The organism is Streptomyces sp. NPDC058051 (assembly GCF_042885475.1).
Lineage (GTDB): Bacteria > Actinomycetota > Actinomycetes > Streptomycetales > Streptomycetaceae > Streptomyces.
The window spans coordinates 361,877-386,563 of sequence record NZ_JBHVRW010000005.1; the positions used below are offsets into that span (position 1 = coordinate 361,877).

Sequence of the window (24,687 nt, forward strand, 5' to 3'; positions counted from 1 at the left end):
CTCCAGAGGTTGTCGATCGGCGAGAACCCTGCAGCGGGAGGTATGTGCAGGCCACAGAGCCGGCCCATGACTCAGACACCCACAGCCCAGACCCCCGCGCCGGAGCAGGCGCGAGCCCAGTTCACCGTTCCGGCCAAGCATCCGATGGTGACCGTCCTGGGCTCAGGTGACGCCCTCCTGCGCGTGATCGAGAAGGCCTTCCCGGCGGCCGACATCCATGTCCGGGGAAACCAGGTCAGCGCCGCCGGTGAAGCGACGGAAGTCGCCCTGATCCAGCGCCTGTTCGACGAGATGATGCTGGTGCTCCGCACCGGTCAGCCGATGACGGAGGACGCAGTGGAACGCTCGATCGCCATGCTCAGGGCGACGGAGAGCGGCGAGGGGGACGGCCCGGAGACACCGGCCGAGGTGCTCACCCAGAACATCCTCTCCAGCCGCGGGCGCACGATCCGCCCCAAGACGCTCAACCAGAAGCGGTACGTCGACGCCATCGACAAGCACACCGTCGTCTTCGGCATCGGCCCCGCGGGCACCGGCAAGACCTATCTCGCCATGGCGAAGGCCGTCCAGGCCCTCCAGTCCAAGCAGGTCAACCGGATCATCCTGACCCGTCCCGCCGTCGAGGCCGGCGAGCGGCTGGGCTTCCTGCCCGGCACGCTCTACGAGAAGATCGACCCGTATCTGCGCCCCCTCTACGACGCGCTCCACGACATGCTCGACCCCGACTCCATCCCGCGCCTGATGGCGGCGGGCACGATCGAGGTCGCGCCCCTGGCCTACATGCGCGGCCGTAGCCAACCGCTCTTCACGAATGTGCTCACGCCGGACGGCTGGCGCCCCATCGGAGACCTCCAGGTCGGCGACCTCGTCATCGGTTCCCACGGTGAGCCCACGCCCGTGCTCGGTGTTTACCCGCAGGGCGAAAGGGACATCTACCGAGTCTCCGCCCAGGACGGCTCCTGGACGCTGTGCTGTGGCGAGCACCTGTGGACGGTCCGTACGGCGTCGGACAAGCGCCGGGACGAGCCGTGGCGGGTCCTGGAGACCGAGGAGATGATCGGCAATCTCCGCGCGGCGCACGCACACCGCTACGAGCTGCCGATGCTCACCGCGCCGGTCAGCTTCCCCGAGCGGGAGGTTCCGATGGACGCCTATGCGCTGGGGCTGTTGCTCGGCGACGGCTGCCTGACCGGGACAACCACCCCCTCGTTCGCCACCGAGGATCCCGAGCCGGCCGAGGCACTGGAAGGCTCTCTCCCGGGCGTTTCCGTACGGCACAGGGGCGGGCCCGACCATGCGCCGAACAGGGTGCAGGCGCCGGGCGACGTGGTCACGCTGGAGAACCCGGTCACCCGTTCCCTGCGTGAGCTCGACCTGATGGGCACGCGCTCGCACTCCACGTTCGTACCGGACGTATACCTCTACAACTCCGCCGACATCCGGATCGCCGTTCTTCAAGGACTGCTCGATGCGGACGGAGGCCCGGTCGCCCAGGCGGACCGCACGTGTCGCGTCCAGTACTCCACGACATCGATCGCGCTGCGCGACGACGTCATCGCACTCGTCCAGTCGCTGGGCGGTGTCGCGTACACCCGGCGCAGGGCCGCCGAAGGACGTGCGCCGGGTCTGGCGAACGGCCGCGAGGTCCGTCACCGCCACGACTCGCACATCGTCGACATCCGCCTCCCCGAGGACATCGAGCCCTTCCGTCTCTCCCACAAGGCGGAGAAGTACCGTGCGGCAGGCGGCGGCGGCCGTCCGACGCGCTTCATCGACAGCATCGAGCCTGCCGGTCGTGAGGAGACCGTGTGCATCCAGGTGGCGGCGGAGGACTCGTTGTACGTCACCCAGGACTACCTGTTGACGCACAACACCCTGAACGACGCGTTCATCATCCTCGACGAGGCGCAGAACACCAGCGCCGAGCAGATGAAGATGTTCCTGACCCGGCTCGGCTTCGACTCGAAGATCGTCATCACCGGTGACGTCACCCAGGTCGACCTGCCGAACGGGACCAAGAGCGGTCTGCGCCAGGTCCAGGAGATCCTGGACGGCGTCGAGGACGTGCACTTCTCCCGGCTCACCTCCCAGGATGTCGTACGGCACAAGCTGGTCGGCCGTATCGTCGACGCGTACGAGAAGTACGACAGCCGAGACAGCCACAACGGGAAGTAGTCGCAGCGCGCCATGTCGATCGACGTCAACAACGAGTCCGGAACCGAGGTCGACGAGCAGGCGATCCTCGACATCGCCCGCTACGCGCTCGCGCGGATGCGGATCCACCCGCTCTCCGAACTCTCGGTGATCGTGGTGGACACCGACGCCATGGAGCAGCTCCACATCCAGTGGATGGACCTGCCGGGGCCCACGGATGTCATGTCCTTCCCGATGGACGAACTCCGTCCGCCGTCCAAGGACGACGAGGAGCCCCCGCAGGGGCTCCTCGGTGACATCGTGCTCTGCCCGGAGGTCGCCAAGAAGCAGGGAGACGAGGCGGAGACCCGGCACTCCATGGACGAGGAGCTCCAACTCCTCACCGTCCACGGCGTGCTGCATCTCCTCGGGTACGACCACGAGGAGCCGGACGAGAAGGCCGAGATGTTCGGCCTCCAGGCCGCGATCGTCGACGGCTGGCGCGCCGAGCACGGCCTGACCGGCCCCTCTCCCGCCCCCACCGTCTCGTGAGCGTCCCCCTCGTCCTGGGCGCCGTCCTGCTGGTCGTCGTCGGCTGGCTGGCGGCCTGCGCGGAGGCGGGCATCGCCCGCACGTCCAGCTTCCGGGCCGCCGAGGCGGTCCGGTCCGGCCGGCGCGGTGCCCGCAAGCTGGAACAGGTCGCGGCGGACCCGACCCGCTATCTCAACGTCGCCCTGCTGGTGCGGGTCGCCTGCGAGATGTCGGCCGGAGTGCTCGTCACGTACGCCTGCCTGAAGGAGCTCCCGCAGACCTGGGAGGCGCTGGCCGTCGCCATGGCCGTGATGGTCCTCGTCTCCTACGTCGCCATCGGTGTGTCGCCGCGCACCATCGGCCGCCAGCACCCGCTGAACACGGCCACGGCGGCGGCGTACGTCCTGCTGCCGCTGGCCCGGGTCATGGGCCCCGTCCCGCAACTGCTGATCCTCATCGGCAACGCGCTGACGCCGGGCAAGGGGTTCCGCAAGGGGCCGTTCGCCAGCGAGGCCGAGCTGCGGGCGATGGTCGACCTCGCCGAGGCGGAGTCGCTGATCGAGGACGAGGAGCGCCGCATGGTGCACTCCGTCTTCGAGCTCGGTGACACGCTCGTACGCGAGGTCATGGTGCCGCGGACCGACCTGATCTGCATCGAGCGCTACAAGACGATCAGGCAGGCGCTGACCCTGGCGCTGCGCTCCGGTTTCTCGCGGATTCCCGTCACGGGGGAGAACGAGGACGACATCGTCGGCATCGTGTACCTCAAGGACCTGGTCCGCAAGACGCACATCAACCGGGAGTCGGAGGCCGACCTGGTCTCCACGGCGATGCGTCCCGCGGCGTTCGTGCCCGACACGAAGAACGCCGGTGATCTGCTGCGCGAGATGCAGCAGGAGCGCAGCCATGTCGCCGTCGTGATCGACGAGTACGGCGGCACGGCGGGCATCGTCACCATCGAGGACATCCTCGAAGAGATCGTCGGCGAGATCACCGACGAGTACGACCGCGAACTCCCGCCCGTCCAGGAGCTGGAGAACGACTGCTTCCGGGTGACCGCGCGCCTCGACATCGGCGATCTCGGTGAGCTGTTCGGCTTCGACGAGTACGACGACGAGGACGTGGAGACGGTCGGCGGACTGCTCGCGAAGGCGCTGGGCCGGGTGCCGATCGCCGGGGCGTCGGCGGTCGTCGACCTTCCGGACGGACGCCGGCTCCGGCTCACCGCGGAGTCCCCGGCGGGCCGCAGGAACAAGATCGTCACGGTGCTGGTGGAGCCCGTGGCGGCGCAGGAGGGGGTGAACGCGGGGTGACGCCGCAGCAGTTGAGGGCGTTCTGCCTGGAGTTCGACGCGACCGCCGAGGAGTTCCCGTTCGGGCCGGAGACGTCCGTCTTCAAGGTGGTCGGCAAGATGTTCGCGCTCAGCGCGCTGGACGCGCGTCCCCTGACGGTGAACCTCAAGTGCGATCCGGACGAGGCGGTGCGGCTGCGGCAGGAGTACGACGCGGTGGTGCCGGGCTGGCACATGAACAAGCGGCACTGGAACACGGTGACGGTGTCCGGGATGCCGGACCGGGTGCTCCGGGAGCTCGTCGAGGACTCCTACGACCTGGTGGTGGCCGGGCTGCCGAAGGCGGAGCGGCTGCGGCTGGACCGGGCGTAGCCGCGGGGGCGGGGCCGGGAACGGGCCCTGCGCTTCGTATGCTCGGCACATGACTGAGAGCACCGACCTCGGCCCCGAGGACCGCAAGATCGTCACGCTGGCGCGCAGCGCCCGCGCCCGCAACGGTGTGCCGGAAGGCGCGGCCGTACGGGACGAGACCGGACGTACGTACGTCGCGGGCACCGTGTCGCTGGAGTCGCTGAGGCTCAGCGCGCTGCAGACCGCCGTGGCGATGGCCGTGGCCAGCGGCGCCACGTCGCTGGAGGCGGCCGCGGTCGTCTCCGAGGCGCAGACCCTCGCGGACGCGGACCGGGCCGCGGTGCGGGACCTGGGCGGCCCGGACACACCGGTGCTGCTCGCCGGCCCCGACGGCACACTGCGGGTCGCCGCGACGGCCGGCTGACGGCGACGGAATCTCCCCACCGTGTGCGAACGCCCCGTGCCCCACCGGCGCGGGGCGTTCGCACACCGGGTGAGGGGAGTGGGGATCTTGACAGCACCTGATGGCCCATCAGTCGGCGTTTTCCGACTCCCTTGACTTCTTCTCGGCCGGAGCCGCCAATGGGCCCCCTGTCGGCGCAGAAGAGCCGCTGCGCCGCATCCGGCAGGAGGGGGCTCCATGCGTCCGACCGTTCGAAGAGCCGGCACGCGAAGATCCGACGCCCGAGGACGCCCCGCGCGCGGTCGCCGCTGGGCCGCCGCGCTGGGCGTGGGGGCGCTCGTCGTCGCCGGCGGAGGGGGACTCGTCGGCCCCGCGCAGGCCATGGTGACGGCCTCCGTACCGGTGGACTTCCCCACCCACTGCATTCCGCCGGCCATCGCGGGCATCCCGCCGATCGACGGGACGACGACGGCCGAGATCACCGTCGACAACGCCGCCCCGGAGGTGGGCGACACGGTCACGGTCACGTACACCGTCGTCGAAGCCGCCGCGAGCAACCCCGTCGATCTGGCGCTGCCCGCCGACATCATGACGCCGACCGGCACGGTCACCGTCGGCGGCGCGCAGAGCGCGAGCGTCACCGTCGCGGGCCCGAAGAAGAACGACCCCGTGCCCGGAAAGGGTGTCTTCCCGTCGTTCTCGATGACGGGTACGTTCACGGTCACCGCCCCCGGTCAGATCACCCTGTCGCCCGGCGACTACAACATCCACACCAGCTACCTCCTGGAGCTGGACACCCCCTGCACGGTGACGGACCCGCCCGCCCCCGTCTCCGAGACGATCATCGCGACGGACGGCGGGGGCCAGGTCAACGAGCGTGCCATCCAGCTCGGGACCGCCTCCGGCAAGGCGGGGGATCCGGTCACCGTGACCGGGTCGAAGTTCACCCCGGGCGCGGACATCACGCTCGCGGGCCGGGCCGGTGACCGCCAGACCGCCGACACGGCCACCGTCACGGCGGACGGCTCCGGCGGCTTCACCGGGCGGCTCACCGTCGACGACCCGGCGACCACCGGCATCGTCGCCTACGAGGGCGCCGGCTGGGATCCGGCCAAGGGGGCGGGCCCGCAGAGCTACACCGTCACCGGTGGCGGCGGCGAGACCCCGGACGGCAGCCAGCGCCTCACCTCGTCCGTCGAGGCGGGCACGCTCTCCATGGTCCAGGCCGGGGACACCGTCGAGATGTCGGCGGTCGACTTCGGCAGGGGCGGAGCCTCCCGCGGCTCCCTGCAGACGGTGACGGTCGAGGACTACCGCGGTGGGCCCGCGGGATGGTCCCTGACCGGGAAGGTCACCGACTTCAAGGGCCCCGGCGGCGCGGCGATCGGCGCGTCCGCACTCGGCTGGACCCCGGTCTGCGCGACGAGGGCCGGCAGTCCCAGCACCTGTGCGGCCGGTTCGCCGGGACCGGTCGGCGGCGCGGGCGCCACACTGGCGTCCACGCCGAACGGCACGTTCACCGGCGGTGAGTTCACCGTCGACGCCCGCCTCGCGCTGACCGTACCGGCGTACGCCACCCCCGGTACGTACTCCGGCGTGCTCACCCTCACCCTCACGTGACCGAGCAGCTCCGAGCAACCGGCGGTCCGGGCGCGCACCCGCCCGGACCGCCCCGTCCCGAGACCACCTGGGGGTTCTGCCCCGTGCGCACGCTCTACGCACTCCTCCTGGCCGGAGTCCTCCTGCTGGTCTCCGCACCGGGGGCCCACGCCGCGGACAACGGAAGCTGGTCGGTCTTCCCGGCCACCACGCAGACCGGTCAGCGCCCGTACTTCTACCTCTCCGCCGACCCCGGCGCCACGCTCCGGGACCAGGTGACCGTCACCAACAAGACGGACCGGCCGCAGACCTTCCTGCTGTACGCGGCCGATGCCTACAACACCGCACGCGACGGCGGGTTCGCGGTCCGCGGCCAGGACGAGAAACAGCGCTCGGTCGGCGCCTGGGCGAAAACCGGCCGTGCGCGGGTCACCGTCCGGGCGCACGGTTCCGTCTCCGTCCCGGTCACCATCACCGTCCCGCGGGACGCCGAGCCGGGCGACCACCCCGGCGCACTCGTCGCGCTCGACGAACGCGTCGACCCCGCCGACGCGGGAGCCGTCGCCGTCGGCATCCGCAAGGCGGTCGGCGCGCGGATCTATCTGCGGGTGAACGGACCGACCGTGCCCGCGCTCTCCGTGGAGGACGTCGAGGTCGAGCACACCCAGCCGCTGGTCCCGGGCACCGGCCGGAGCCGGGCCGTCATCTCGTACACGCTCCACAACCGGGGCAATGTCACCCTCGACCCCAGGGTCGCGCTCAAGGCGGAGGGTCTCTTCGGCCGTACCCTGCTCGCCCGCGACCTGAAGAAGATCCCCTCCGAACTGCTGCCCCGCCAGCGGGTCCGGCTGACCGAGCAGTGGGCCGGCGCACCCCAGCTCGAATGGGGCGAGATCAGACTGACGGCGAGCGCCCGCGACACCCGTGAGTCCGCCACGGTCTCCTACTTCGCACTGCCCTGGCTGCCGGCCGGGATCCTCCTGGTCGTCATCGGCGGCGGGACGGGGATGTGGATACGGACCGCCCGGCGCAGACGTGCCCGCGGGGCCTGAGGCGGCGCGGGACAGGCCCGGGGAGGCCCTTGGTGCGGCGGGGCCGCCGGGATCGGGGACAATGGGCGCCATGAGCGTTCGACCTGACACCCAAGCCGCCGCACAGCAGGCTGCGAGCAGCGCCCCGCACCGGGCCGGCTTCGCCTGCTTCGTGGGCCGCCCCAACGCGGGCAAGTCCACCCTCACGAACGCTCTGGTCGGCCAGAAGGTGGCGATCACCTCCAACCGGCCCCAGACCACCCGGCACACCGTGCGCGGCATCGTGCACCGTGCGGACGCGCAGCTGATCCTGGTCGACACCCCCGGCCTCCACAAGCCGCGCACGCTGCTGGGAGAGCGTCTCAACGACGTCGTGCGGACCACCTGGGCCGAGGTCGACGTCATCGGGTTCTGCCTGCCCGCCGACCAGAAGCTGGGCCCCGGCGACACGTACATCGCCAAGGAACTCGCGGGCATCAAGAAGACCCCGAAGATCGCCATCGTCACCAAGTCCGACCTGGTCGACTCCAAGCAGCTCGCCGAACAGCTGCTCGCCGTCTCCCGCCTCGGCGAGGAGCTCGGCTTCGAGTGGGCCGAGATCATCCCGGTGTCCGCCGTGGAGGCGGAGCGGAAGGCGGGAAGCGGTTCCTCGGACCAGGGCGGTGACGGGGGCGGGGCCGGCCAGATCGGCCTGCTGGCCGATCTCATCGCCCCGCTGCTGCCGGAGGGCCCGCCGCTCTACCCGGAGGGCGATCTGACCGACGAGCCCGAGATGGTCATGGTCGCGGAGCTGATCCGCGAGGCCGCGCTCGAAGGCGTACGGGACGAGCTGCCGCACTCCATCGCGGTCGTCGTCGAGGAGATGCTGCCGCGCGAGGACCGTCCGGCGGACAAGCCGCTGCTCGACATCCACGCCAACGTCTACATCGAGCGCCCCAGCCAGAAGGGCATCATCATCGGCCCGAAGGGCAGGCGGCTGAAGGACGTCGGCACGAAGTCGCGCAAGCACATCGAGGCGCTGCTCGGCACGCCGGTCTTCCTGGACCTGCACGTGAAGGTGGCCAAGGACTGGCAGCGCGACCCGAAGCAGCTGCGGAAGCTGGGGTTCTGACCCGAGTCAGCGGCGCGCGGCCCGGATGCGCACGGCCCGGGTGCGCGCGGCCCGGATGCGCGCGTGCGCGGCTCTCACGCGCCCTCCTTGAGGACGCGTGAGATCAGCGCGCGCTGGTCCTCGGTCAGCTTCGGGTCCGCGCAGTGGACCGTGCGGTCGCCGACGGTGATCCGGTACCGGAAGCCGTCCGGTACGCCCGTGGGCGGGGTGTCGTGGCCCGTGGCGAGTGCCGACGCGGCCAGGGTCTCCCACTCCGCGGCGTCGGCCCGTCCGCTGGTGTCGACCTCGCGGTGGCGTGCGATGCCGGCGAAGCCGCCGGTCCTGCTGACCTGGATCCGCATGTGGTGTCCTCCATCGCCGGACGGGCCCGGGACCGTGTCTACGCCGTCGGGACGCCCACCTCCGACCACGCCTTCAGGACCGCCTCCGTCTCGTCGCCCTCCCCGAAGCGGCTGCGGGCCGCGGCCACCGTCAGTCGGGCGAAGGAGGCGAAGTCCGCGTCCACGGCCAGTTGACCACCGGTGAGGACATCGAACCAGAGCTGCCCGGCCCGTTCCCAGGAATTCCCGCCGAGTGCCGTCGCCAGCAGATAGAACGCGCGGTTCGGGATGCCGGAATTGAGGTGCACCCCGCCGTTGTCCTCGCTGGTGTGGACGTAGTCCTCCATCGAGGCGGGCTGCGGGTCCTTGCCGAGTACGTCGTCGTCGTACGCCGTTCCCGGCGCCTTCATCGAGCGCAGTGCCACGCCCTGGACCCGGGGAGCCAGCAGCCCGGCGCCGATCAGCCAGTCGGCCTGCTCGGCACTCTGGCCCAGCGTGTACTGCTTGACCAGGGAGCCGAAGACGTCGGACACCGATTCGTTGAGCGCGCCGGACTGGCCGTAGTAGCTCAGGTTCGCGGTGTACTGGGTCAGGCCGTGCGCCAGTTCATGGGCGATGACGTCGACCGCGACGGTGAAGTCCAGGAAGATCTCGCCGTCCCCGTCGCCGAAGACCATCTGCTCGCCGTCGAAGAAGGCGTTGTTGTACTTCTCGTCGTAGTGCACGGAGCCGATCAGCGGCAGCCCGTTGCCGTCGATCGAACGTCGGCCGTAGGCCTTGAGCAGCAGCTCGAAGGTGGCGCCGAGTCCCGCGTACGCGCGGTTGACGCTCGCGTCCTTCGTCGGCTCCTGCCCCTCGGCGCGGACCTCGGTGCCGGGCAGCTGGGTGTCGTGACGGCAGTCGTACAGCGTGCGGTCGGGTTTGTCGGACGCCTCTTTCCCGGTCGCGGCGGCGACGGGCACGGTGACGACCGTCGCCATCTGGCGGCGGGTGCGGCGGGCGGCGTCGTTCTCCAGGGTGCGGCGGGCGGGACCTGCGAGGTCGGCGTTGTCGGACTGCGACAGCTTGTCGAGGACATGGGGCGGCACGATGGTGCAGAAGACGGGGTGGAACCCGTGCTGAGACTGAGGCTGCATACAACCGACTGTGGCACCGGGTAATCGTGCTGTCACTGGTTGCGATCAGGATTGATGAAATGGAGTGATAAGTCACTGTTGGGTGTTTCCGGCGCCTGATCCCGCATACTGATACGGGACGGACGCATCAGACGCCTCTCGGCTAGTCTCGTCGCATCATGCGTTTCGGGCTGCTTCTTCTTAGCTGCCGCGGCGAGGGCCTGTAGTCGTAGGCCGACCCCCTCCCCGCGGAGTCTGGTGTTGCAGCGACACAGTCGGCCGTCCCATTGGTTGGACCCCCGAGGAGCCCTACGTCATGACTGCCGCACATTCCGCTCGGACCGCTGTTGACGCCCCTGTCGGACGGCCGACGCCGATCACCAACGCGACCCAGCAGCAGAAGCCGTCCGGGATGCCGATCCACAAGTACGGCCGCTACGAGGCCGTCGACATCCCCGACCGCACCTGGCCGGACAACCGGATCACCGTGGCGCCCCGCTGGCTGTCCACCGATCTGCGGGACGGCAACCAGGCTCTGATCGACCCGATGTCGCCGGCCCGCAAGCGTGAGATGTTCGACCTGCTCGTACGCATGGGCTACAAGGAGATCGAGGTCGGCTTCCCGTCCTCCGGCGAGACCGACTTCGCGTTCGTCCGTTCCATCATCGAAGAGGGCGCGATCCCCGAGGACGTGACGATCTCCGTCCTGACGCAGGCCCGCGAGGACCTGATCGAGCGCACCATCGAGTCGATCGTCGGGGCTCACCGCGCGACCGTGCACCTGTACAACGCGACGGCGCCGACCTTCCGCCGGGTCGTCTTCCGCGGCTCGAAGGACGACATCAAGCAGATTGCCGTGGACGGCACGCGGCTGGTCGTGGAGTACGCGGAGAAGCTGCTGGGCCCGGAGACGATCTTCGGCTACCAGTACAGCCCCGAGATCTTCACCGACACCGAGCTGGACTTCGCCCTGGAGGTCTGCGAGGCGGTCTGCGACGTCTGGCAGCCGGAGGAGGGCCGTGAGATCATCCTCAACCTGCCCGCCACCGTGGAGCGTTCGACCCCGTCCACGCACGCGGACCGGTTCGAGTGGATGTCGCGCAACCTGTCGCGCCGCGAGTTCGTCTGTCTGTCGGTCCACCCGCACAACGACCGCGGCACCGCCGTCGCCGCCGCCGAACTCGCCATCATGGCCGGTGCGGACCGGATCGAGGGCTGCCTGTTCGGCCAGGGCGAGCGCACCGGCAACGTCGACCTGGTCACCCTGGGCATGAACCTCTTCTCGCAGGGTGTCGACCCGCAGATCGACTTCTCGCAGATCGACGAGATCCGCCGCACCAGCGAGTACTGCAACCAGATGGAGGTCCACCCGCGCCACCCCTACGCGGGCGACCTGGTCTACACCGCCTTCTCCGGCTCCCACCAGGACGCCATCAAGAAGGGCTTCGACGCCATGGAGGCCGACGCGGCCGCCCAGGGCAGGACAGTCGACGAGATCGAGTGGGCGGTGCCGTACCTGCCGATCGACCCGAAGGACGTCGGCCGCAGCTACGAGGCCGTCATCCGGGTCAACTCGCAGTCGGGCAAGGGCGGAATCGCCTACGTCTTGAAGAACGACCACAAGCTGGACCTGCCGCGCCGGATGCAGATCGAGTTCTCGCGGATCATTCAGGCCAAGACCGACGCCGAGGGCGGCGAGGTCACGCCGACGCAGATCTGGTCCACGTTCCAGGACGAGTACCTGCCGAACCCGGCCAACGCCTGGGGACGCGTACAGATCCGCTCCGGCCAGACCACGACCGGCTCCGACGGGCAGGACGCCATCACCGTCGAGGCGACCGTGGACGGCACGGACACCGTGCTCACCGGCGCGGGCAACGGCCCGATCTCCGCGTTCTTCGAGGCGCTGCAGGCCATCGGCATCGATGCCCGTCTGCTCGACTACACCGAGCACACCATGAGCGAGGGTGCCAGCGCCCAGGCCGCCTCGTACATCGAGTGCGCGATCGACGGAAAGGTCCTGTGGGGCATCGGCATCGACGCCAACACCACGCGCGCCTCGCTGAAGGCGGTCGTTTCCGCGGTCAACCGCGCCACCCGCTGAACCGTGCCCGAAAGGGCGTGAAATCGCACGGTCCAGGACCCCGTCCACCGGTATCCGGGGGGCGGGGTTCGGCCATATCCAGTAGTTGTGACGATCGAGGTGCTGACGTCACATCGTGACTGTGGTTAACATCACGTCCACACGGCAATGTTGCCGGAGCGTTACGGAGGTGTGCGACGTGCGGTCAGCCCTGGGACAACGCGCCATGAAGCTGCGTATCTGCGGCATCCGCACCACCTGGGAAACCGTGGGTGACGGCGAGTTCTTCTGCCCCGGCTGCGGCGGCGACCGCAACTACCGCAGGCTCACCGGCCGTCGGCGCCTGACCGTGCTCGGTGTGCCGACGCTGAGGCGCGGCACCGCGGGCCCCGTCGTCGAATGTGCCGCCTGCCAGGCGCACTTCGACACCGATGTCCTCGACCACCCCACCACCACCCGGTTCTCCGCCATGCTCCGGGACGCCGTCCACACGGTCGCGCTCGGCGTCCTCGCCGCCGGCGGCACCGCCTCCCGCACGGTCCTGGAGACCGCGGCCGCCACCGTGCGCGGCGCCGGGATCGACGACTGCACGGAGGAACAGCTCTCCATCGTCGTCGAGGTCCTCTCCGCCGACATCGGCCATGGTTCCGGCTTCGACCCGGCGGCCGAGGCCTGCGGCGCGGCGCTCGCCATCGAACTGCACGAGGCACTGGAACCCCTCGCCCCGCACCTGGCCCCCGCCGGGCGCGAATCGATCCTGCTGCAGGGCGCCAGGATCGCGCTCGCCGACGGTCCCTACGGGCCCTCGGAGCGCGAGGTGCTGACCACGGTCGGCGGCGCGCTGCGGCTCTGTGCCGAGGACACCGCCCGCCTGCTCGCCGCGGCGGCGCGCACCCCCTCCTGACGGCCCCGCCCGCACAGGACGCGTACTCCCGCGGGAGTAATCGGGCCCGTGCGCCCACCGCGGCAGTAGCCGCGAACCCCTCCTCGCGCGCGACGCGCCGGCCGCTTTCCGCCGGGAGTCTGGACAGGAACCAGACAACTGGCGAAAGGGGGGCCCGTCATGAGGGCCGCAGTCGAATCAGGTGGGACACGGTCGCGGCCACGCAACCTGCGGCGCGTGCTGCCCTGGGCGGTCGTCGCCCTCCGGGCCGCCGTGATCGCGCTCGCCGGCCCGCTCGCGGGCAAGCTCGGCGACGTCCAGGTCAACCGCACCGTCGACTACCTCCCGGCGAGCGCCGACTCCACGCAGGTGGCGAAGATCCAGGAAGCGCTGCCCGGGGGCGAGTCCACCGATCTCGTCCTCGTCTACCACCGCGACGGCGGGCTGAGTGCCGCGGACCGGACCCTGGCCGCCGGACAGACCGCCGAAATCGCTCGCGGCCACACGCTCACCGGGGCACCCCGGCCCGTCCCCTCCGAGGACGGCACCACCCTGATGTACCCGGTCTCCTCCACCGAACCCGGGCAGGACGACGAGGCCAGGACCGCCTTCGTCGACGAGGTGCGCGCGGTCGCCGAGGGCGGCGACGGACTGAGCGTGGACGTCGGCGGTCCGGGGGCGCTCACCACCGACGCGAAGACGGTCTACGCGTCCCTCGGCGGCCCGCTGCTCTACACGACCGTCGCCGTGGTCGCGATCCTGCTCATCCTCATCTACCGCAGCCCGCTGCTGTGGCTGGTGCCGCTCGTCGTCGCAGGTGTCGCCGACGCGCTGTCCACGGCCGTCGTGTACGGACTCCACCAGGGCTTCGATCTCACCGTCACCGGTCAGAGCTCCGCCGTGATGACCATCCTCGTCTTCGGCGCGGGCACCGACTACGCGCTGCTGCTCGTCTCCCGCTACCGGGAGGAGCTGAGCCGCTTCGAGGGGCCGTACGACGCCATGTCGGCCGCCCTGCGCGGCTGCGGCCCCGCGGTCGTCGCCTCCTCCGGAACCGTCGCCGCCGGCATGCTGTGCCTGCTCGCCGCCGACCTCACCAGCAGCCGGGGCATGGGCCCGATCGCCGCCGTCGGGGTGCTCTGCGCACTGCTCGCCATGACGACGCTGCTGCCGGCGCTGCTGGTGCTGCTCGGCCGCCGGGTCTTCTGGCCGGTCGTTCCCGCGTACGGCAGCGTGCCCGCGCGGCGCCGTTCGCTTCGTCGAGGCACTGCGCGCGGGTGCCTCCGGCTTCCTGGTCAAGGACACCAGGCCCGCCGAACTCCTGGCCGCCGTCAGGACCGTGGCCGCGGGCGAGGCACTCCTCTCGCCCGGGCCGACCGCCCGGCTCATCGCCCAGGTGCTGAGTGGACCCCGGGCCCCGCATGCCCCGGTTCCGGGCGGTCCGGACCACCTCTCCGAACGGGAGCGTCAGGTGCTCCGCCTCGTCGGGCGCGGGCTGAACAACACCGAGATCGCCGGGACGCTGGGTCTCAGCCCGCTCACCGCGAAGACCCATGTCAGCCGGATCATGGGCAAGGTCGGCGCCCGCGACCGGGCCCAGCTGGTGATCGTCGCGTACGAATCCGGGCTGGTCGTACCGGCCGCGGGCGGCGCGGACGGGACGTGAGCGGCCCCGGGTCGCGGGGGCGGGCCCGATGAGGCGTCCCCGTACAGGACAATGGACGCATGAGCTTGTTCCGGGACGACGGCGTGGTGCTGCGCACGCAGAAGCTGGGCGAGGCCGACCGGATCATCACGATCCTGACCCGCGGCCACGGCCGGGTCCGGGCCGTCGCGCGCGGTGTGCGGCGCACGAAGTCCAAGTTCGGGGCACGGCTGGAACCCTTCTCCCACGTCGATGTGCAGTTCTTCGCCCGGGGCAGCGAACTGATCGGTCGCGGTCTGCCGCTCTGCACCCAGAGCGAGACGATCGCCCCGTACGGCGGCGGCATCGTCACCGACTACGCCCGCTACACCGCGGGCACCGCCATGCTGGAGACCGCCGAGCGGTTCACCGACCACGAGGGTGAGCCCGCGGTCCAGCAGTACCTGCTGCTCGTCGGGGGGCTGCGCACCCTCGCCCGCGGCGAACACGCGCCGCACCTCGTCCTCGACGCCTTCCTGCTGCGCTCGCTCGCCGTCAACGGCTACGCACCCAGCTTCGAGGACTGCGCGAAGTGCGGCATGCCCGGACCGAACCGGTTCTTCTCCGTCGCGGCAGGCGGCGTCATATGCGGTGACTGCCGCGTTCCCGGCAGCGTCGTACCCTCGGCTGAGGCCGTCACCCTGCTGAGCGCGCTGCTCACCGGCGACTGGGAGACGGCGGACGCGTGCGAGGCGCGTCATGTCAGGGAGGGCAGCGGACTGGTGTCCGCCTATCTGCACTGGCATCTGGAGCGCGGGCTGCGCTCACTGCGGTACGTAGAGAAGTGACACGGGCAGATCAGGCACAGGGAGCGAGACAGTTCATGGCAGTACGCGGGATGCTCGGCGGCCGTAACCGGCGCGACTACAAGACTCCGGAGCCGCACCCCTCCGGCGCCACGCCCCCGAAGATTCCCGGCGAGCTGGTGCCCAAGCACGTGGCCGTCGTGATGGACGGCAACGGCCGCTGGGCCAAGGAACGCGGTCTCCCGCGCACCGAGGGCCACCGGGTCGGCGAGGCTGTCGTGATGGACGTCCTCAAGGGCTGCATCGAGATGGGCGTCAAGAACCTCTCGCTGTACGCGTTCTCCACGGAGAACTGGAAGAGGTCCCCGGAGGAGGTGAAGTTCCTGATGAACTTCAACCGGGACGTCATCCGCCGCCGCCGTGACGAGATGGACGAGCTGGGCATCCGTATCCGCTGGGTGGGGCGCATGCCGAAGCTGTGGAAGTCCGTCGTCCAGGAGCTCCAGGTCGCCCAGGAGCAGACGAAGGACAACGACAGGATGACGCTGTACTTCTGCGTCAACTACGGCGGCCGGGCCGAGATCGCCGACGCCGCGCAGCGCATCGCGCAGGACGTCGCGGCCGGGCGGCTGGACCCGTCCAAGGTCAATGAGAAGACGTTCGCGAAGTACATCTACTACCCGGACATGCCGGACGTCGATCTCTTCGTCCGTCCCAGCGGCGAGCAGCGCACGTCCAACTACCTGATCTGGCAGAGCGCCTACGCGGAGATGGTCTTCCAGGACGTCCTCTGGCCGGACTTCGACCGCCGCGACCTGTGGCGTGCCTGCCTGGAGTACGCGCAGCGGGACCGGCGTTTCGGCGGTGCGGAGGAAGTGGCCCAGGAGCCGACGGGCTGAACGGCGCGGGCCCGGGGGCAGCGCCCCCGGGCCGTCCGTCACTCCTTCGTGCTCGCGCACTCCGCGCACGTTCCGAAGATCTCCACCGTGTGGGCGACGTTCACGTAGCCGTGCTGCGCGGCGATCGTCTCCGCCCACTGCTCGACCGCGGGCCCCTCGACCTCCACGGCCTTGCCGCACATCCGGCACACCAGGTGGTGGTGATGGTCGCCGGTCGAGCAGCGCCGGTACACGGACTCGCCGTCCGTGGTGCGCAGCACATCGACCTCGCCCGCGTCGGCGAGGGACTGGAGCGTGCGGTAGACGGTGGTCAGACCGACCGAGTCGCCGCGGTGCTTGAGCACGTCGTGCAGGTCCTGGGCGCTGCGGAACTCGTCCACCTCGTCGAGCGCCGCCGCCACCGCCGCGCGCTGCCGGGTCGACCGGCCGCGCACCGGGGCCGCGTTCGTTCCACTGATCGGCGCTGTCGCCACAGCGGCCTCCTCGTGTCGCCCGTACTTGTGTCGGGCCATTGTGCCAGCCCGTCCGGGCATCACGGTCAGACCCGGAGTTCGTCCGTGGCCGGGCGGGCGGCCGGTACCTCAAGGGTGCACTCCCCGGACGCCGTTTCGCTCCGGCGGGCGCGCCGTCTGGCCAGCGGCGTGGCGAGCAGTGTCAGGGCGACGAAGACCACGATGGCCAGCAGCACGATCGTCGCGCCGGGCGGGACGTCCTGGTAGTACGAGGTCACGGTGCCGGCGAGGGTCACCGCCGTGCCGATGACGACCGACAGCACGAACGTCAGCTTGAAGGACCGGGAGATCTGCTGCGCTGCCGCGACCGGGACCACCATGAGCGCGCTGACCAGCAGCAGTCCGACGACCCGCATCGCGACGGTGACGGTCACCGCGGCCGTCACCGCGATCAGCAGGTTCAGCGCGCGCACCGGGAGCCCGGTGACCCGGGCGAACTCCTCGTCCTGGCTGACCGCGAACAGTTGCCGGCGCAGCCCCAGCGTCACCAGCAGCACGAAGGCGGCCAGCAGGCAGATCGCGGTGATGTCCTCGGTGGAGACCGTGGAGAGGGAGCCGAAGAGGTACGAGGTGAGGTTGGCGTTGGAGCCGGTGTCGGAGAGGTTGATCAGCAGGACGCCGCCCGCCATGCCGCCGTAGAACAGCATGGCCAGCGCGATGTCGCCGCGGGTGCGTCCGTACCAGCGGATCAGTTCCATGGCGACGGAGCCGACCACGGCGACGGCCGTGGCCATCCACACCGGGCTGGTGGAGAGCAGGAAGCCGAGGCCGACACCGGTCATCGCGATGTGGCCGATGCCGTCACCCATCAGGGCCTGGCGGCGCTGGACCAGGTAGATGCCGACAGCGGGGGCGATGACGCCGACCAGTACGGCGGCGAGCAGGGCCCGCTGCATGAAGGGAGGATCGAGAAATTCCATGATCAGCTCAGCAGTCCGGTCCGGACGGGCTCGGAAGCCGCGTGGGGGTGTACATGGTCGTGTCCGGGCAGGGCGTGCTGGCCCAGCGCCTTCGGGGGCGGCCCGTCGTGCATCACACAGCCGTCGCGCAGCACGACCGCGCGGTCGATCAGCGGCTCCAGCGGGCCGAGCTCGTGCAGGACGAGCAGCACCGTGGTGCCGGCCGCGACCTGTTCGCGGAGCGTCGCGGCGAGGATCTCCTGGCTGGCCAGGTCGACACCGGCCATCGGCTCGTCCATGATCAGCAGCTCCGGCTCGGCGGCCAGCGCACGGGCGATCAGGACCCGCTGGTGCTGCCCGCCGGAGAGCGCGCTCACCGAGTCCTTGGCCCGGTCGGTGAGGCCCACGAGGTCGATGGCCCGGTCGACGGCGGCCCGGTCGGCCTTGCGGAGCAGGCCCAGCTTCGTACGGGACAGACGCCCGGAGGAGACGACCTCGTGGATGGTGGCCGGCACGCCGCCGGCCGCCGTGGTGCGCTGGGGTACGTAGCCGATGCGTGCCCAGGCGCGGAAGCGGCGCAGCGGGGTGCCGAACAGCTCGACGGAGCCGCCGGTGAGGGGGACCTGGCCGATGACGGACCGTACGGCGGTCGACTTGCCCGAGCCGTTGGCGCCGAGCAGGGAGACGACCTCGCCGCGCTGGACGGTCAGGTCGATGCCACGCAGCACCGGACGCGCGCCGAGCGTGGCCGTGGCGCCGCGCAGGGCTATGACGGGTTCCGTCGTGGTGCTTCCGGACTCGGGCATGAGCGCCTCCGATGCTGCTGTGGCGGGTGTTACGTGGGTCACTTCGCGCCGAGCGCCTTCTGCAGGGCGGCGAGATTGGACTGCATGACTTCGAAGTAGTCAGCGCCCTTGGACCGGTCCGTGATTCCCTCCAGCGGGTCCAGGACGTCGGTCTTCAGGCCGGTGTCCTTGGCGAGGGTCTTCGCGGTCTTGTCACTGGCGAGCGTCTCGAAGAATACGGTGGTGGCCCTGTTCTTCTCCGCGATGGTGTGGATCTCGCTGATCCGGGCGGGGCTGGGCTCGGCCTCCGGGTCGATGCCGGCGATGCCCTCCTGGGTCAGGCCGTAGCGCTCGGCGAGGTATCCGAAGGCGGAGTGCGTGGTGATGAAGGTCTTGGTCGAGGTGTCCTTCAGACCGTTCCGGTACGCGGTGTTCAGGCCGTCGAGCTTGGTGACCAGTGCCTTCGTGTTCTTGCGGTAGTCCGCGGCGTGGTCCGGGTCGGTCTTCTCCAGGGACGCGCCCACGCCCTTGGCGACCTCGGCGTACTTCACCGGGTCCAGCCAGATGTGGGGGTCGGCCCCGGCCTCGTCGCCGTGGTGCTCATGACCGTGGTCGTCGGCGCCGGTCTCGGTGCCGTGGTCCTCCAGCACGGTGAGCTTCGAGGCGTCGACGACGTCCTTCGAACCGGACTGCTTGATGGCGTCGTCGACCGCGGGCTGGATGCCCTTGAGGTACAGGATGTAGTCGGCGTCGCCGAGCCCGCCGATCTGCCGCGGGGTGAGCTCCAGGTCGTGCGGCTCGACGCCCGGCTTGGTCAGCGTGGTGACGGAGACGTGCTCCCCGCCGATCTGCTCGGCCAGGAACTCCATCGGATAGAACGAGGCCACCACTTTCAGCTTGTCCGTGTTCTTGTCGTCGGCGGCGTCCGAGGCGGAGCAGGCGGTGAGGCCGAGCACGACTGCTCCGGCGACGGCGGCGGCGGGTATGAGGCGGCTTACGTTCATGACAGTCATTTTCAACAAAACTGGAAACGATTGTCAACAAGGATGATGAGCTGACCCGTCGGTCGCCTGCGCCGATACCGATTTGATCCAAGGGGCGTGCCCGCCGGTAATCTGAAGCATTCGCCCGCCCGTCTCCCGACCACCACCCCCCACCGAGGCGCTTCGCGCCACCCCCCTGTCCAATTTCGTCGTCGTAATGAAGAGAGCACCGTGGCCGCCGACAAGATCGACTCCATCGTCAGCCTGAGCAAGCGCCGTGGCTTCGTCTATCCCTGCAGTGAGATCTACGGTGGCCAGCGGGCCGCCTGGGACTACGGGCCGCTGGGCGTCGAGCTGAAGGAGAACCTCAAGCGCCAGTGGTGGCGCTACATGGTCACCTCGCGCGAGGACGTGGTCGGACTCGACTCGTCGGTCATCCTGGCCCCCGAGGTGTGGGTCGCCTCCGGCCACGTCGCCACGTTCACCGACCCGCTGACCGAGTGCACCTCCTGCCACAAGCGCTTCCGCGCCGACCACCTGGAGGAGGCGTACGAGGAGAAGCACGGCCACGCGCCCGCGAACGGCCTGACGGAGCTCAACTGCCCCAACTGCGGCAACAAGGGCACCTTCACCGAGCCCAAGCAGTTCTCGGGTCTGCTCTCCACCCACCTCGGCCCGACCCAGGACTCCGGCTCGGTCGCCTACCTGCGTCCCGAGACGGCCCAGGGCATCTTCACCAACTTCGCCCAGGTGCAGCAGACTTCGCGCAAGAAGCCGCCGTTCGGCATCGCCCAGATGGGCAAGTCCTTCCGGAACGAGATCACTCCGGGCAACTTCATCTTCCGTACGCGCGAGTTCGAGCAGATGGAGATGGAGTTCTTCGTCAAGCCGGGCGAGGACGAGCAGTGGCAGGAGTACTGGATGGAGCAGCGCTGGAACTGGTACACCGGCCTGGGCCTGCGCGAGGAGAACATGCGCTGGTACGACCACCCGAAGGAGAAGCTCTCGCACTACTCCAAGCGCACCGCCGACATCGAGTACCGCTTCCGCTTCGGCGGCAGCGAGTGGGGTGAGCTGGAGGGCGTCGCCAACCGCACGGACTACGACCTCAAGGCGCACTCCGCGGCCTCGGGCACGGACCTCTTCTTCTTCGACCAGGAGGCCGGCGAGCGCTGGACCCCGTACGTCATCGAGCCGGCGGCCGGTGTCGGCCGCGCGATGCTCGCCTTCCTCCTCGACGCCTACATCGAGGACGAGGCGCCCAACGCCAAGGGCGTCATGGAGAAGCGCACCGTGATGCGTCTGGACCCGCGCCTCGCGCCGGTCAAGGTCGCCGTCCTGCCGCTGTCCCGCAACCCGCAGCTGTCGCCGAAGGCCAAGGGCCTCGCGGCCGACCTGCGGCAGAACTGGAACATCGAGTTCGACGACGCGGGCGCCATCGGCCGCCGCTACCGCCGCCAGGACGAGATCGGTACGCCGTTCTGCGTCACCGTCGACTTCGACACCCTCGACGACAACGCGGTGACCGTGCGTGAGCGCGACAGCATGAAGCAGGAGCGCGTCTCCCTGGACCAGATCCAGGGCTACCTCGCCGCCCGCCTGCTGGGCTGCTGACGGCACCACGGTTTCACGACGAAGCCTCCGGTTCCCCGTACGGAGCCGGGGGCTTCGTTGCACACTGTCCACGCTGAGCAGTCGCGTCCACGCGTCAAGGCGTCAACAGGAGGCTCGGATGCCGTCCATGACCACGAGCAAGGTCAGCAGATGGGATCAGCACGGCCGTGAGCATGTCGTCCACGTGACGAAGTCGGGGGTGCAGCGGAAGCTGAGCTGCGACACGTGCGGCTGGGGGAAGGGCGTGCAGTTCCTGCCCTGGCTCAAGGCCGAGGAGCATCTCGCCGAGGCCCACCAGGCGACGGTCGACCCGACGACCTGAGCCCGGCTGTGTGGGCACGCCTGTCTGGGCTCGGCTGTGTGGGCACGGCTGGCTGGGCACGCCCGCCTGGGCTCGGCTGTGTGGGCACGCACGCCTGAGTACGCCCGCCTGAGTCCGGCTGTCTGGGCACGCCCGCCTGGCCGTGGCGCATCACCCGACCGGGGCGAAAACCGGGTGCGTGGACGCCTGGTCCGGAGTACGGTTCGCGCATGTCTTCGTTCTTCCAGATCTACGAGTGAGCGCGCGGCGGGCCAGACCACCCGCCGCCCACCGGATCGCATCCAGGTCGTCATCAGACCTCAGACCTCACTTCTCACCACGAATGGGAGAACGCCGTGGCCAAGAGCCGCAACAACCTCCTCGGTGTGGGCGGACAGCGCAAGAAGCTGTCCCGCGCCGATCAGCAGGGCGCGGGCCCCGCGCGCAACGCCGACCGCAAGGCCGCCGCCGACCAGAAGCAGGAGCTCCTGCGCAAGATGCGTGACCGCGCGCTGTCGGGGCCGGATTCCGCACAGTCGGGATCAGCCCCCGCGCAGACCGGATCCGCCGCGCGGACCGAGCCGTCCGAGGACGGCTCCGCGCAGCCGGGTGCGTCCGAGCAGGACAGCCCCGCGCAGAGCTGATGCCTCCTCGTCACCCGTACGACCGTGGGCCCGGATCACCTGGTGTGATCCGGGCCCACGCCCTTGTCCGCGCACCGACGCCGCCCCGCGCTCACCCCACCCTGCGCGGCAGCCGCAGACTCAGCAGCACCGTCAGCACCACCGCGGCCAACTGCACCAACAGCGTCACGGTCAGTGCGTCCCGCATTCCCGAGCCGGGGACCAGGGAGAGGAACAGCGTGCCGAGCGTGGCCACGCCCAGGGCCAGCGCGGCCTGCTGAGTCGTCGTCATCACCCCACCCCCCACACCGGCACGCGCGGCCGGTACGTCGGAGAGCACGATGCGGAACAGGACGGGCAGTTGCAGTCCCTGCCCGAACCCCGCGATCGCGACCCCGGGCATCAGCCCCAGCATCCCGAGGCCGGACCACCCGCGCCACACGGTGAGCGCCAGCACCAGCACACCCACCGCCTGGATCAGCCCGCCCGCGGTCACGACCCGGCTGCCGTACCGCAGGACCAGCCGCGGACCCGCCAGTGACGCGATGAAGAAGGCCAGAGCCATCGGAGCGAGGGAGAGGCCCGCTGCCGCCGGCCCCAGTTCCAGGCCCTGCTGCAACGCCACCGCGATCACGAACATGAAGCCGCCGAAGCCGATTGAGAACGGCACCACCAGCGCCAGCCCGCGCCGCAGCGAGTCCAGCCGGAACAGGCTCGGCGGCACCAGCGGGGTCCGCCCGAGCCGGTCGGCCCGCCGCTCGACCTGGTAGAAGGCGTACGCGGCGAACGGGGAGAGCGCCAGTGACACCCAGGTCCACGCGGGCCAGCCCGCGGCGCGCCCCTCCGTCAGCGGGGCGAGCAGCGTCACCAGCGCCGCGGTCAGCAGCAGCGTGCCGGGCACGTCGATCGGGGCGGGCCTGTCGGAGCGGGTCTCCGGTACGAAGCGGGCGGCCAGGACCAGTCCCACCGCCGCCACCGGAACGTTCACGAGGAACACCGAACGCCAGCCCGCGCTCTCGCCGAACACCGACGACAGCGGTGCGGCGGCGACGAGAACTCCGCCGAGGATCTGGCCCGCGACCATCGAGAGCCCGGCCGTCGCTCCGTACAGGCTCAGCGCCCGCGCGCGCCGGTCTCCGGAGGTGGCCGCCTGAATGGTCGCGAGCACCTGCGGCAGCATCAGCGCCGCGGCGGCACCCTGCGCAACCCGCGCCCCGACCAGCGTCCAGGCGTCCGGGGCGAGCCCGCAGGCGAGCGAGGTGATCCCGAAGGCGGCGACACCCAGCAGGAAGAGCCGGCGCCGCCCGGCCATGTCGCCGAGCCGGCCGCCGAGGACGAGCAGGACGGCATAGGCGAGGCCGTAGCCCGCGACGACCAGTTCGAGCAGGGCCGGCCCCGCGTCCAGATCGTGGTCGATCGTCGGCAGCGCGACGTTCACGATGAAGAAGTCGATGAGCGGCAGCGCCGCGCCGAGGAGCACGGTGAACAGTCCGAGTGCGCCGAGCACCGGAGCGGGGTGGTCGTGCCGCGCCATTCGGGCGGCGGTGGCGGAGGTGTGGGTCCGTACGGTTGATTCACTCACTCCACCGAGGATCGTCGCCACCTCAGGCGGGTACCAGAGTGTCTTTATCCTGGTATAAGCAGCACCTGGCAGGGCGCCCGGCTGTTCGGCACGCTGGAGGTATGACGACCATGGCGAGTGAGGTGTCCGGTACGAGCGAGGCGCCGCGGACGGTGGCTCCGGCGGTTCCGATGGCCCCGGTGGTCCCAGTGGCTGCAGCGGCCCCGGTCGCCCCGCCGGTCCCCGAGCCCTCCGAACCCGATGTCCGGCGGCACGAACTCGCGGATTTCCTGCGCAGCCGTCGCGAGCGGATCACCCCCGAGCAGGTCGGTCTGCCGCGCGGCAGCCGCCGGCGCACCCCCGGCCTGCGCCGCGAGGAGGTCGCCCAGCTCTCCGCCGTCGGCGTCACCTGGTACACCTGGCTGGAACAGGCCCGCGACATCCAGGTCTCGCCCCAGGTGCTCGACGCACTCGCCCGCGCCCTGCTGCTCGACCGCAGCGAGCGCAGCCACCTCTTCTCGCTCGCCGGTGCCGTCGACCCGGCGCCCGGAGCGGACTGCCCGAGCGTCACCCCGGCGCTGCGCCAGATGCTGCGGCAGCTCGACCCTCTCCCGGCCTGTGTCCAGAACAGCCGGTACGACATCCTCGCGTACAACCGGACCTACGGACGGCTGCTGTGCGACCTGGACGCCGTCGACCCCGATGACCGCAACTGCATGATCCTCGCCTACACCAACGCGGACTGGCGTGCCGCCGTCGTGGACCTCCCCGAGGTGAGCCGGCTGATGGCCGCCAAGTTCCGCACGGCGATGGCCAAGCACCTGGCCGAGCCCGCGTGGAAGGCGCTCCTGGGGCGGCTGGAGGCGGCCTCTCCGGAGTTCCGGGAGATCTGGGCGCGGCACGAGGTGGTGGGCCCCGGCGGCCGGACCAAGATCTTCCGCAACGCCCACGTCGGACTGCTCCGCCTCGAACACACCGACCTGTGGCTCGGCCCGTCCGCCGGTCCGCGCCTGGTGACCTACGCCCCCGCCGACGACGAGACCATGCGGCGCCTGCGGCTTCTCCAGGCCCTTGAGCCCGCCGACGCCTGACCACGCGCGGGACCGGGCGCCTTCAGGTCCGGGCGGCGCCATCGGAACCAGGGAGAGGCCCGCTGCCGTCGGCCCCGGTTCCAGGGGGTCGACCGAGAGGGGGTGACAGGGCTTTCGACGTTACGGCGGACAGCGTGA

At 70.4% G+C, this 24,687-nt stretch carries 23 protein-coding genes and 2 pseudogenes; 18 read left to right on the forward strand and 7 right to left on the reverse strand.

All coding sequences use genetic code 11. From position 1 onward, the window contains the following. The first annotated feature begins 66 nt into the window (after positions 1-66). The 8 genes from ACFVUT_RS11560 to ACFVUT_RS11595 all read left to right on the forward strand — a co-directional run bounded on the left by ACFVUT_RS11560 (position 67) and on the right by ACFVUT_RS11595 (position 8,450). Entirely contained in the window at positions 67-2,175 is a 2,109-nt protein-coding gene (locus tag ACFVUT_RS11560; protein WP_389645582.1) for a PhoH family protein, read from the forward strand. Between the two features lie 12 nt (positions 2,176-2,187). Beyond that, entirely contained in the window at positions 2,188-2,685 is a 498-nt protein-coding gene (ybeY, locus tag ACFVUT_RS11565; protein ID WP_389645585.1) for an rRNA maturation RNase YbeY, read from the forward strand. Next, entirely contained in the window at positions 2,682-3,977 is a 1,296-nt protein-coding gene (locus ACFVUT_RS11570; RefSeq protein WP_389645588.1) for a hemolysin family protein, read from the forward strand. Before ybeY ends, ACFVUT_RS11570 begins: the two co-directional genes overlap by 4 nt. Further along, the gene (locus tag ACFVUT_RS11575; protein ID WP_389645591.1) at positions 3,974-4,327 is read left to right on the forward strand and encodes an MmcQ/YjbR family DNA-binding protein; all 354 of its coding nucleotides are present in this window, start codon (positions 3,974-3,976) and stop codon (positions 4,325-4,327) included. Before ACFVUT_RS11570 ends, ACFVUT_RS11575 begins: the two co-directional genes overlap by 4 nt. A gap of 49 nt (positions 4,328-4,376) precedes the next feature. After that, the gene (locus ACFVUT_RS11580) at positions 4,377-4,730 is read left to right on the forward strand and encodes a cytidine deaminase (protein ID WP_389645594.1); all 354 of its coding nucleotides are present in this window, start codon (positions 4,377-4,379) and stop codon (positions 4,728-4,730) included. 216 nt (positions 4,731-4,946) lie between these two features. Next, the gene (locus tag ACFVUT_RS11585) at positions 4,947-6,329 is read left to right on the forward strand and encodes a beta-xylosidase (RefSeq protein WP_389645596.1); all 1,383 of its coding nucleotides are present in this window, start codon (positions 4,947-4,949) and stop codon (positions 6,327-6,329) included. Positions 6,330-6,412: 83 nt separating this feature from the next. Then, the gene (locus ACFVUT_RS11590; protein ID WP_389645781.1) at positions 6,413-7,360 is read left to right on the forward strand and encodes a WxL protein peptidoglycan domain-containing protein; all 948 of its coding nucleotides are present in this window, start codon (positions 6,413-6,415) and stop codon (positions 7,358-7,360) included. A gap of 61 nt (positions 7,361-7,421) precedes the next feature. Further along, entirely contained in the window at positions 7,422-8,450 is a 1,029-nt protein-coding gene (locus ACFVUT_RS11595; protein WP_389645599.1) for a GTPase Era, read from the forward strand. 74 nt (positions 8,451-8,524) lie between these two features. Here ACFVUT_RS11595 and ACFVUT_RS11600 read toward each other — a convergent pair whose 3' ends face one another. Then, positions 8,525-8,791 (reverse strand): protealysin inhibitor emfourin, encoded by a 267-nt coding sequence (locus ACFVUT_RS11600; protein ID WP_389645602.1) that lies wholly within the window; start codon positions 8,789-8,791, stop codon positions 8,525-8,527. 38 nt (positions 8,792-8,829) lie between these two features. After that, positions 8,830-9,906, reverse strand: a complete 1,077-nt coding sequence (locus tag ACFVUT_RS11605) for a M4 family metallopeptidase (protein ID WP_389645605.1) — start codon at positions 9,904-9,906, stop codon at positions 8,830-8,832. Between the two features lie 295 nt (positions 9,907-10,201). Here ACFVUT_RS11605 and leuA point away from each other — a divergent pair, with 295 nt between their 5' ends. From leuA to ACFVUT_RS11635, 6 genes and pseudogenes are all read left to right on the forward strand, one after another. Then, on the forward strand, positions 10,202-11,989 hold the full coding sequence (gene leuA / locus ACFVUT_RS11610) for a 2-isopropylmalate synthase (protein ID WP_389645608.1): 1,788 nt from the start codon (positions 10,202-10,204) through the stop codon (positions 11,987-11,989). A gap of 205 nt (positions 11,990-12,194) precedes the next feature. After that, entirely contained in the window at positions 12,195-12,872 is a 678-nt protein-coding gene (locus ACFVUT_RS11615; RefSeq protein ID WP_389645784.1) for a TerB family tellurite resistance protein, read from the forward strand. 159 nt (positions 12,873-13,031) lie between these two features. Further along, positions 13,032-14,108 (forward strand): annotated as a pseudogene (locus ACFVUT_RS11620) (MMPL family transporter); the annotation flags it as partial. Position 14,109: 1 nt separating this feature from the next. After that, positions 14,110-14,517, forward strand: a pseudogene (locus ACFVUT_RS11625) (DNA-binding response regulator); the annotation flags it as partial. A 59-nt stretch (positions 14,518-14,576) separates the two neighbouring features. Then, positions 14,577-15,323, forward strand: coding sequence for a DNA repair protein RecO (gene recO, locus ACFVUT_RS11630; protein ID WP_389645610.1), 747 nt, complete (start codon positions 14,577-14,579; stop codon positions 15,321-15,323). 35 nt (positions 15,324-15,358) lie between these two features. After that, on the forward strand, positions 15,359-16,180 hold the full coding sequence (locus ACFVUT_RS11635) for an isoprenyl transferase (protein WP_389645613.1): 822 nt from the start codon (positions 15,359-15,361) through the stop codon (positions 16,178-16,180). Between the two features lie 38 nt (positions 16,181-16,218). On the opposite strand, the gene ACFVUT_RS11640 is transcribed toward ACFVUT_RS11635, so the two are convergent. The 4 genes from ACFVUT_RS11640 to ACFVUT_RS11655 form a co-directional block, all read right to left on the reverse strand. Next, positions 16,219-16,653 (reverse strand): Fur family transcriptional regulator, encoded by a 435-nt coding sequence (locus tag ACFVUT_RS11640; RefSeq protein ID WP_389645616.1) that lies wholly within the window; start codon positions 16,651-16,653, stop codon positions 16,219-16,221. Between the two features lie 65 nt (positions 16,654-16,718). Further along, positions 16,719-17,612 (reverse strand): metal ABC transporter permease, encoded by an 894-nt coding sequence (locus tag ACFVUT_RS11645; RefSeq protein ID WP_389645618.1) that lies wholly within the window; start codon positions 17,610-17,612, stop codon positions 16,719-16,721. Between the two features lie 2 nt (positions 17,613-17,614). Then, complete coding sequence (locus ACFVUT_RS11650) at positions 17,615-18,397, reverse strand: metal ABC transporter ATP-binding protein (RefSeq protein ID WP_389645620.1); 783 nt, start codon at positions 18,395-18,397, stop codon at positions 17,615-17,617. 38 nt (positions 18,398-18,435) lie between these two features. Beyond that, the gene (locus ACFVUT_RS11655; protein ID WP_389645623.1) at positions 18,436-19,380 is read right to left on the reverse strand and encodes a metal ABC transporter substrate-binding protein; all 945 of its coding nucleotides are present in this window, start codon (positions 19,378-19,380) and stop codon (positions 18,436-18,438) included. A gap of 210 nt (positions 19,381-19,590) precedes the next feature. Between ACFVUT_RS11655 and ACFVUT_RS11660 the strand changes: the two genes are divergently transcribed. The 3 genes from ACFVUT_RS11660 (at position 19,591) to ACFVUT_RS11670 (ending at position 21,918) form a co-directional block, all read left to right on the forward strand. Further along, positions 19,591-20,973 (forward strand): glycine--tRNA ligase, encoded by a 1,383-nt coding sequence (locus ACFVUT_RS11660; RefSeq protein WP_389645626.1) that lies wholly within the window; start codon positions 19,591-19,593, stop codon positions 20,971-20,973. Between the two features lie 118 nt (positions 20,974-21,091). Continuing rightward, entirely contained in the window at positions 21,092-21,295 is a 204-nt protein-coding gene (locus ACFVUT_RS11665) for a hypothetical protein (RefSeq protein WP_389645629.1), read from the forward strand. A 335-nt stretch (positions 21,296-21,630) separates the two neighbouring features. Then, positions 21,631-21,918: a DUF6243 family protein gene (locus ACFVUT_RS11670; protein WP_389645632.1), complete on the forward strand. Its 288-nt coding sequence runs from the start codon at positions 21,631-21,633 to the stop codon at positions 21,916-21,918. Between the two features lie 91 nt (positions 21,919-22,009). Here the strand turns inward: ACFVUT_RS11670 and ACFVUT_RS11675 are convergent, their stop codons facing one another. Further along, a complete protein-coding gene (locus ACFVUT_RS11675; RefSeq protein ID WP_389645787.1) occupies positions 22,010-23,431 on the reverse strand; it encodes an MFS transporter in 1,422 nt (473 codons plus the stop codon). 218 nt (positions 23,432-23,649) lie between these two features. Between ACFVUT_RS11675 and ACFVUT_RS11680 the strand changes: the two genes are divergently transcribed. Beyond that, positions 23,650-24,549 (forward strand): helix-turn-helix transcriptional regulator, encoded by a 900-nt coding sequence (locus ACFVUT_RS11680; protein ID WP_389645790.1) that lies wholly within the window; start codon positions 23,650-23,652, stop codon positions 24,547-24,549. Positions 24,550-24,687 lie beyond the last annotated feature (138 nt).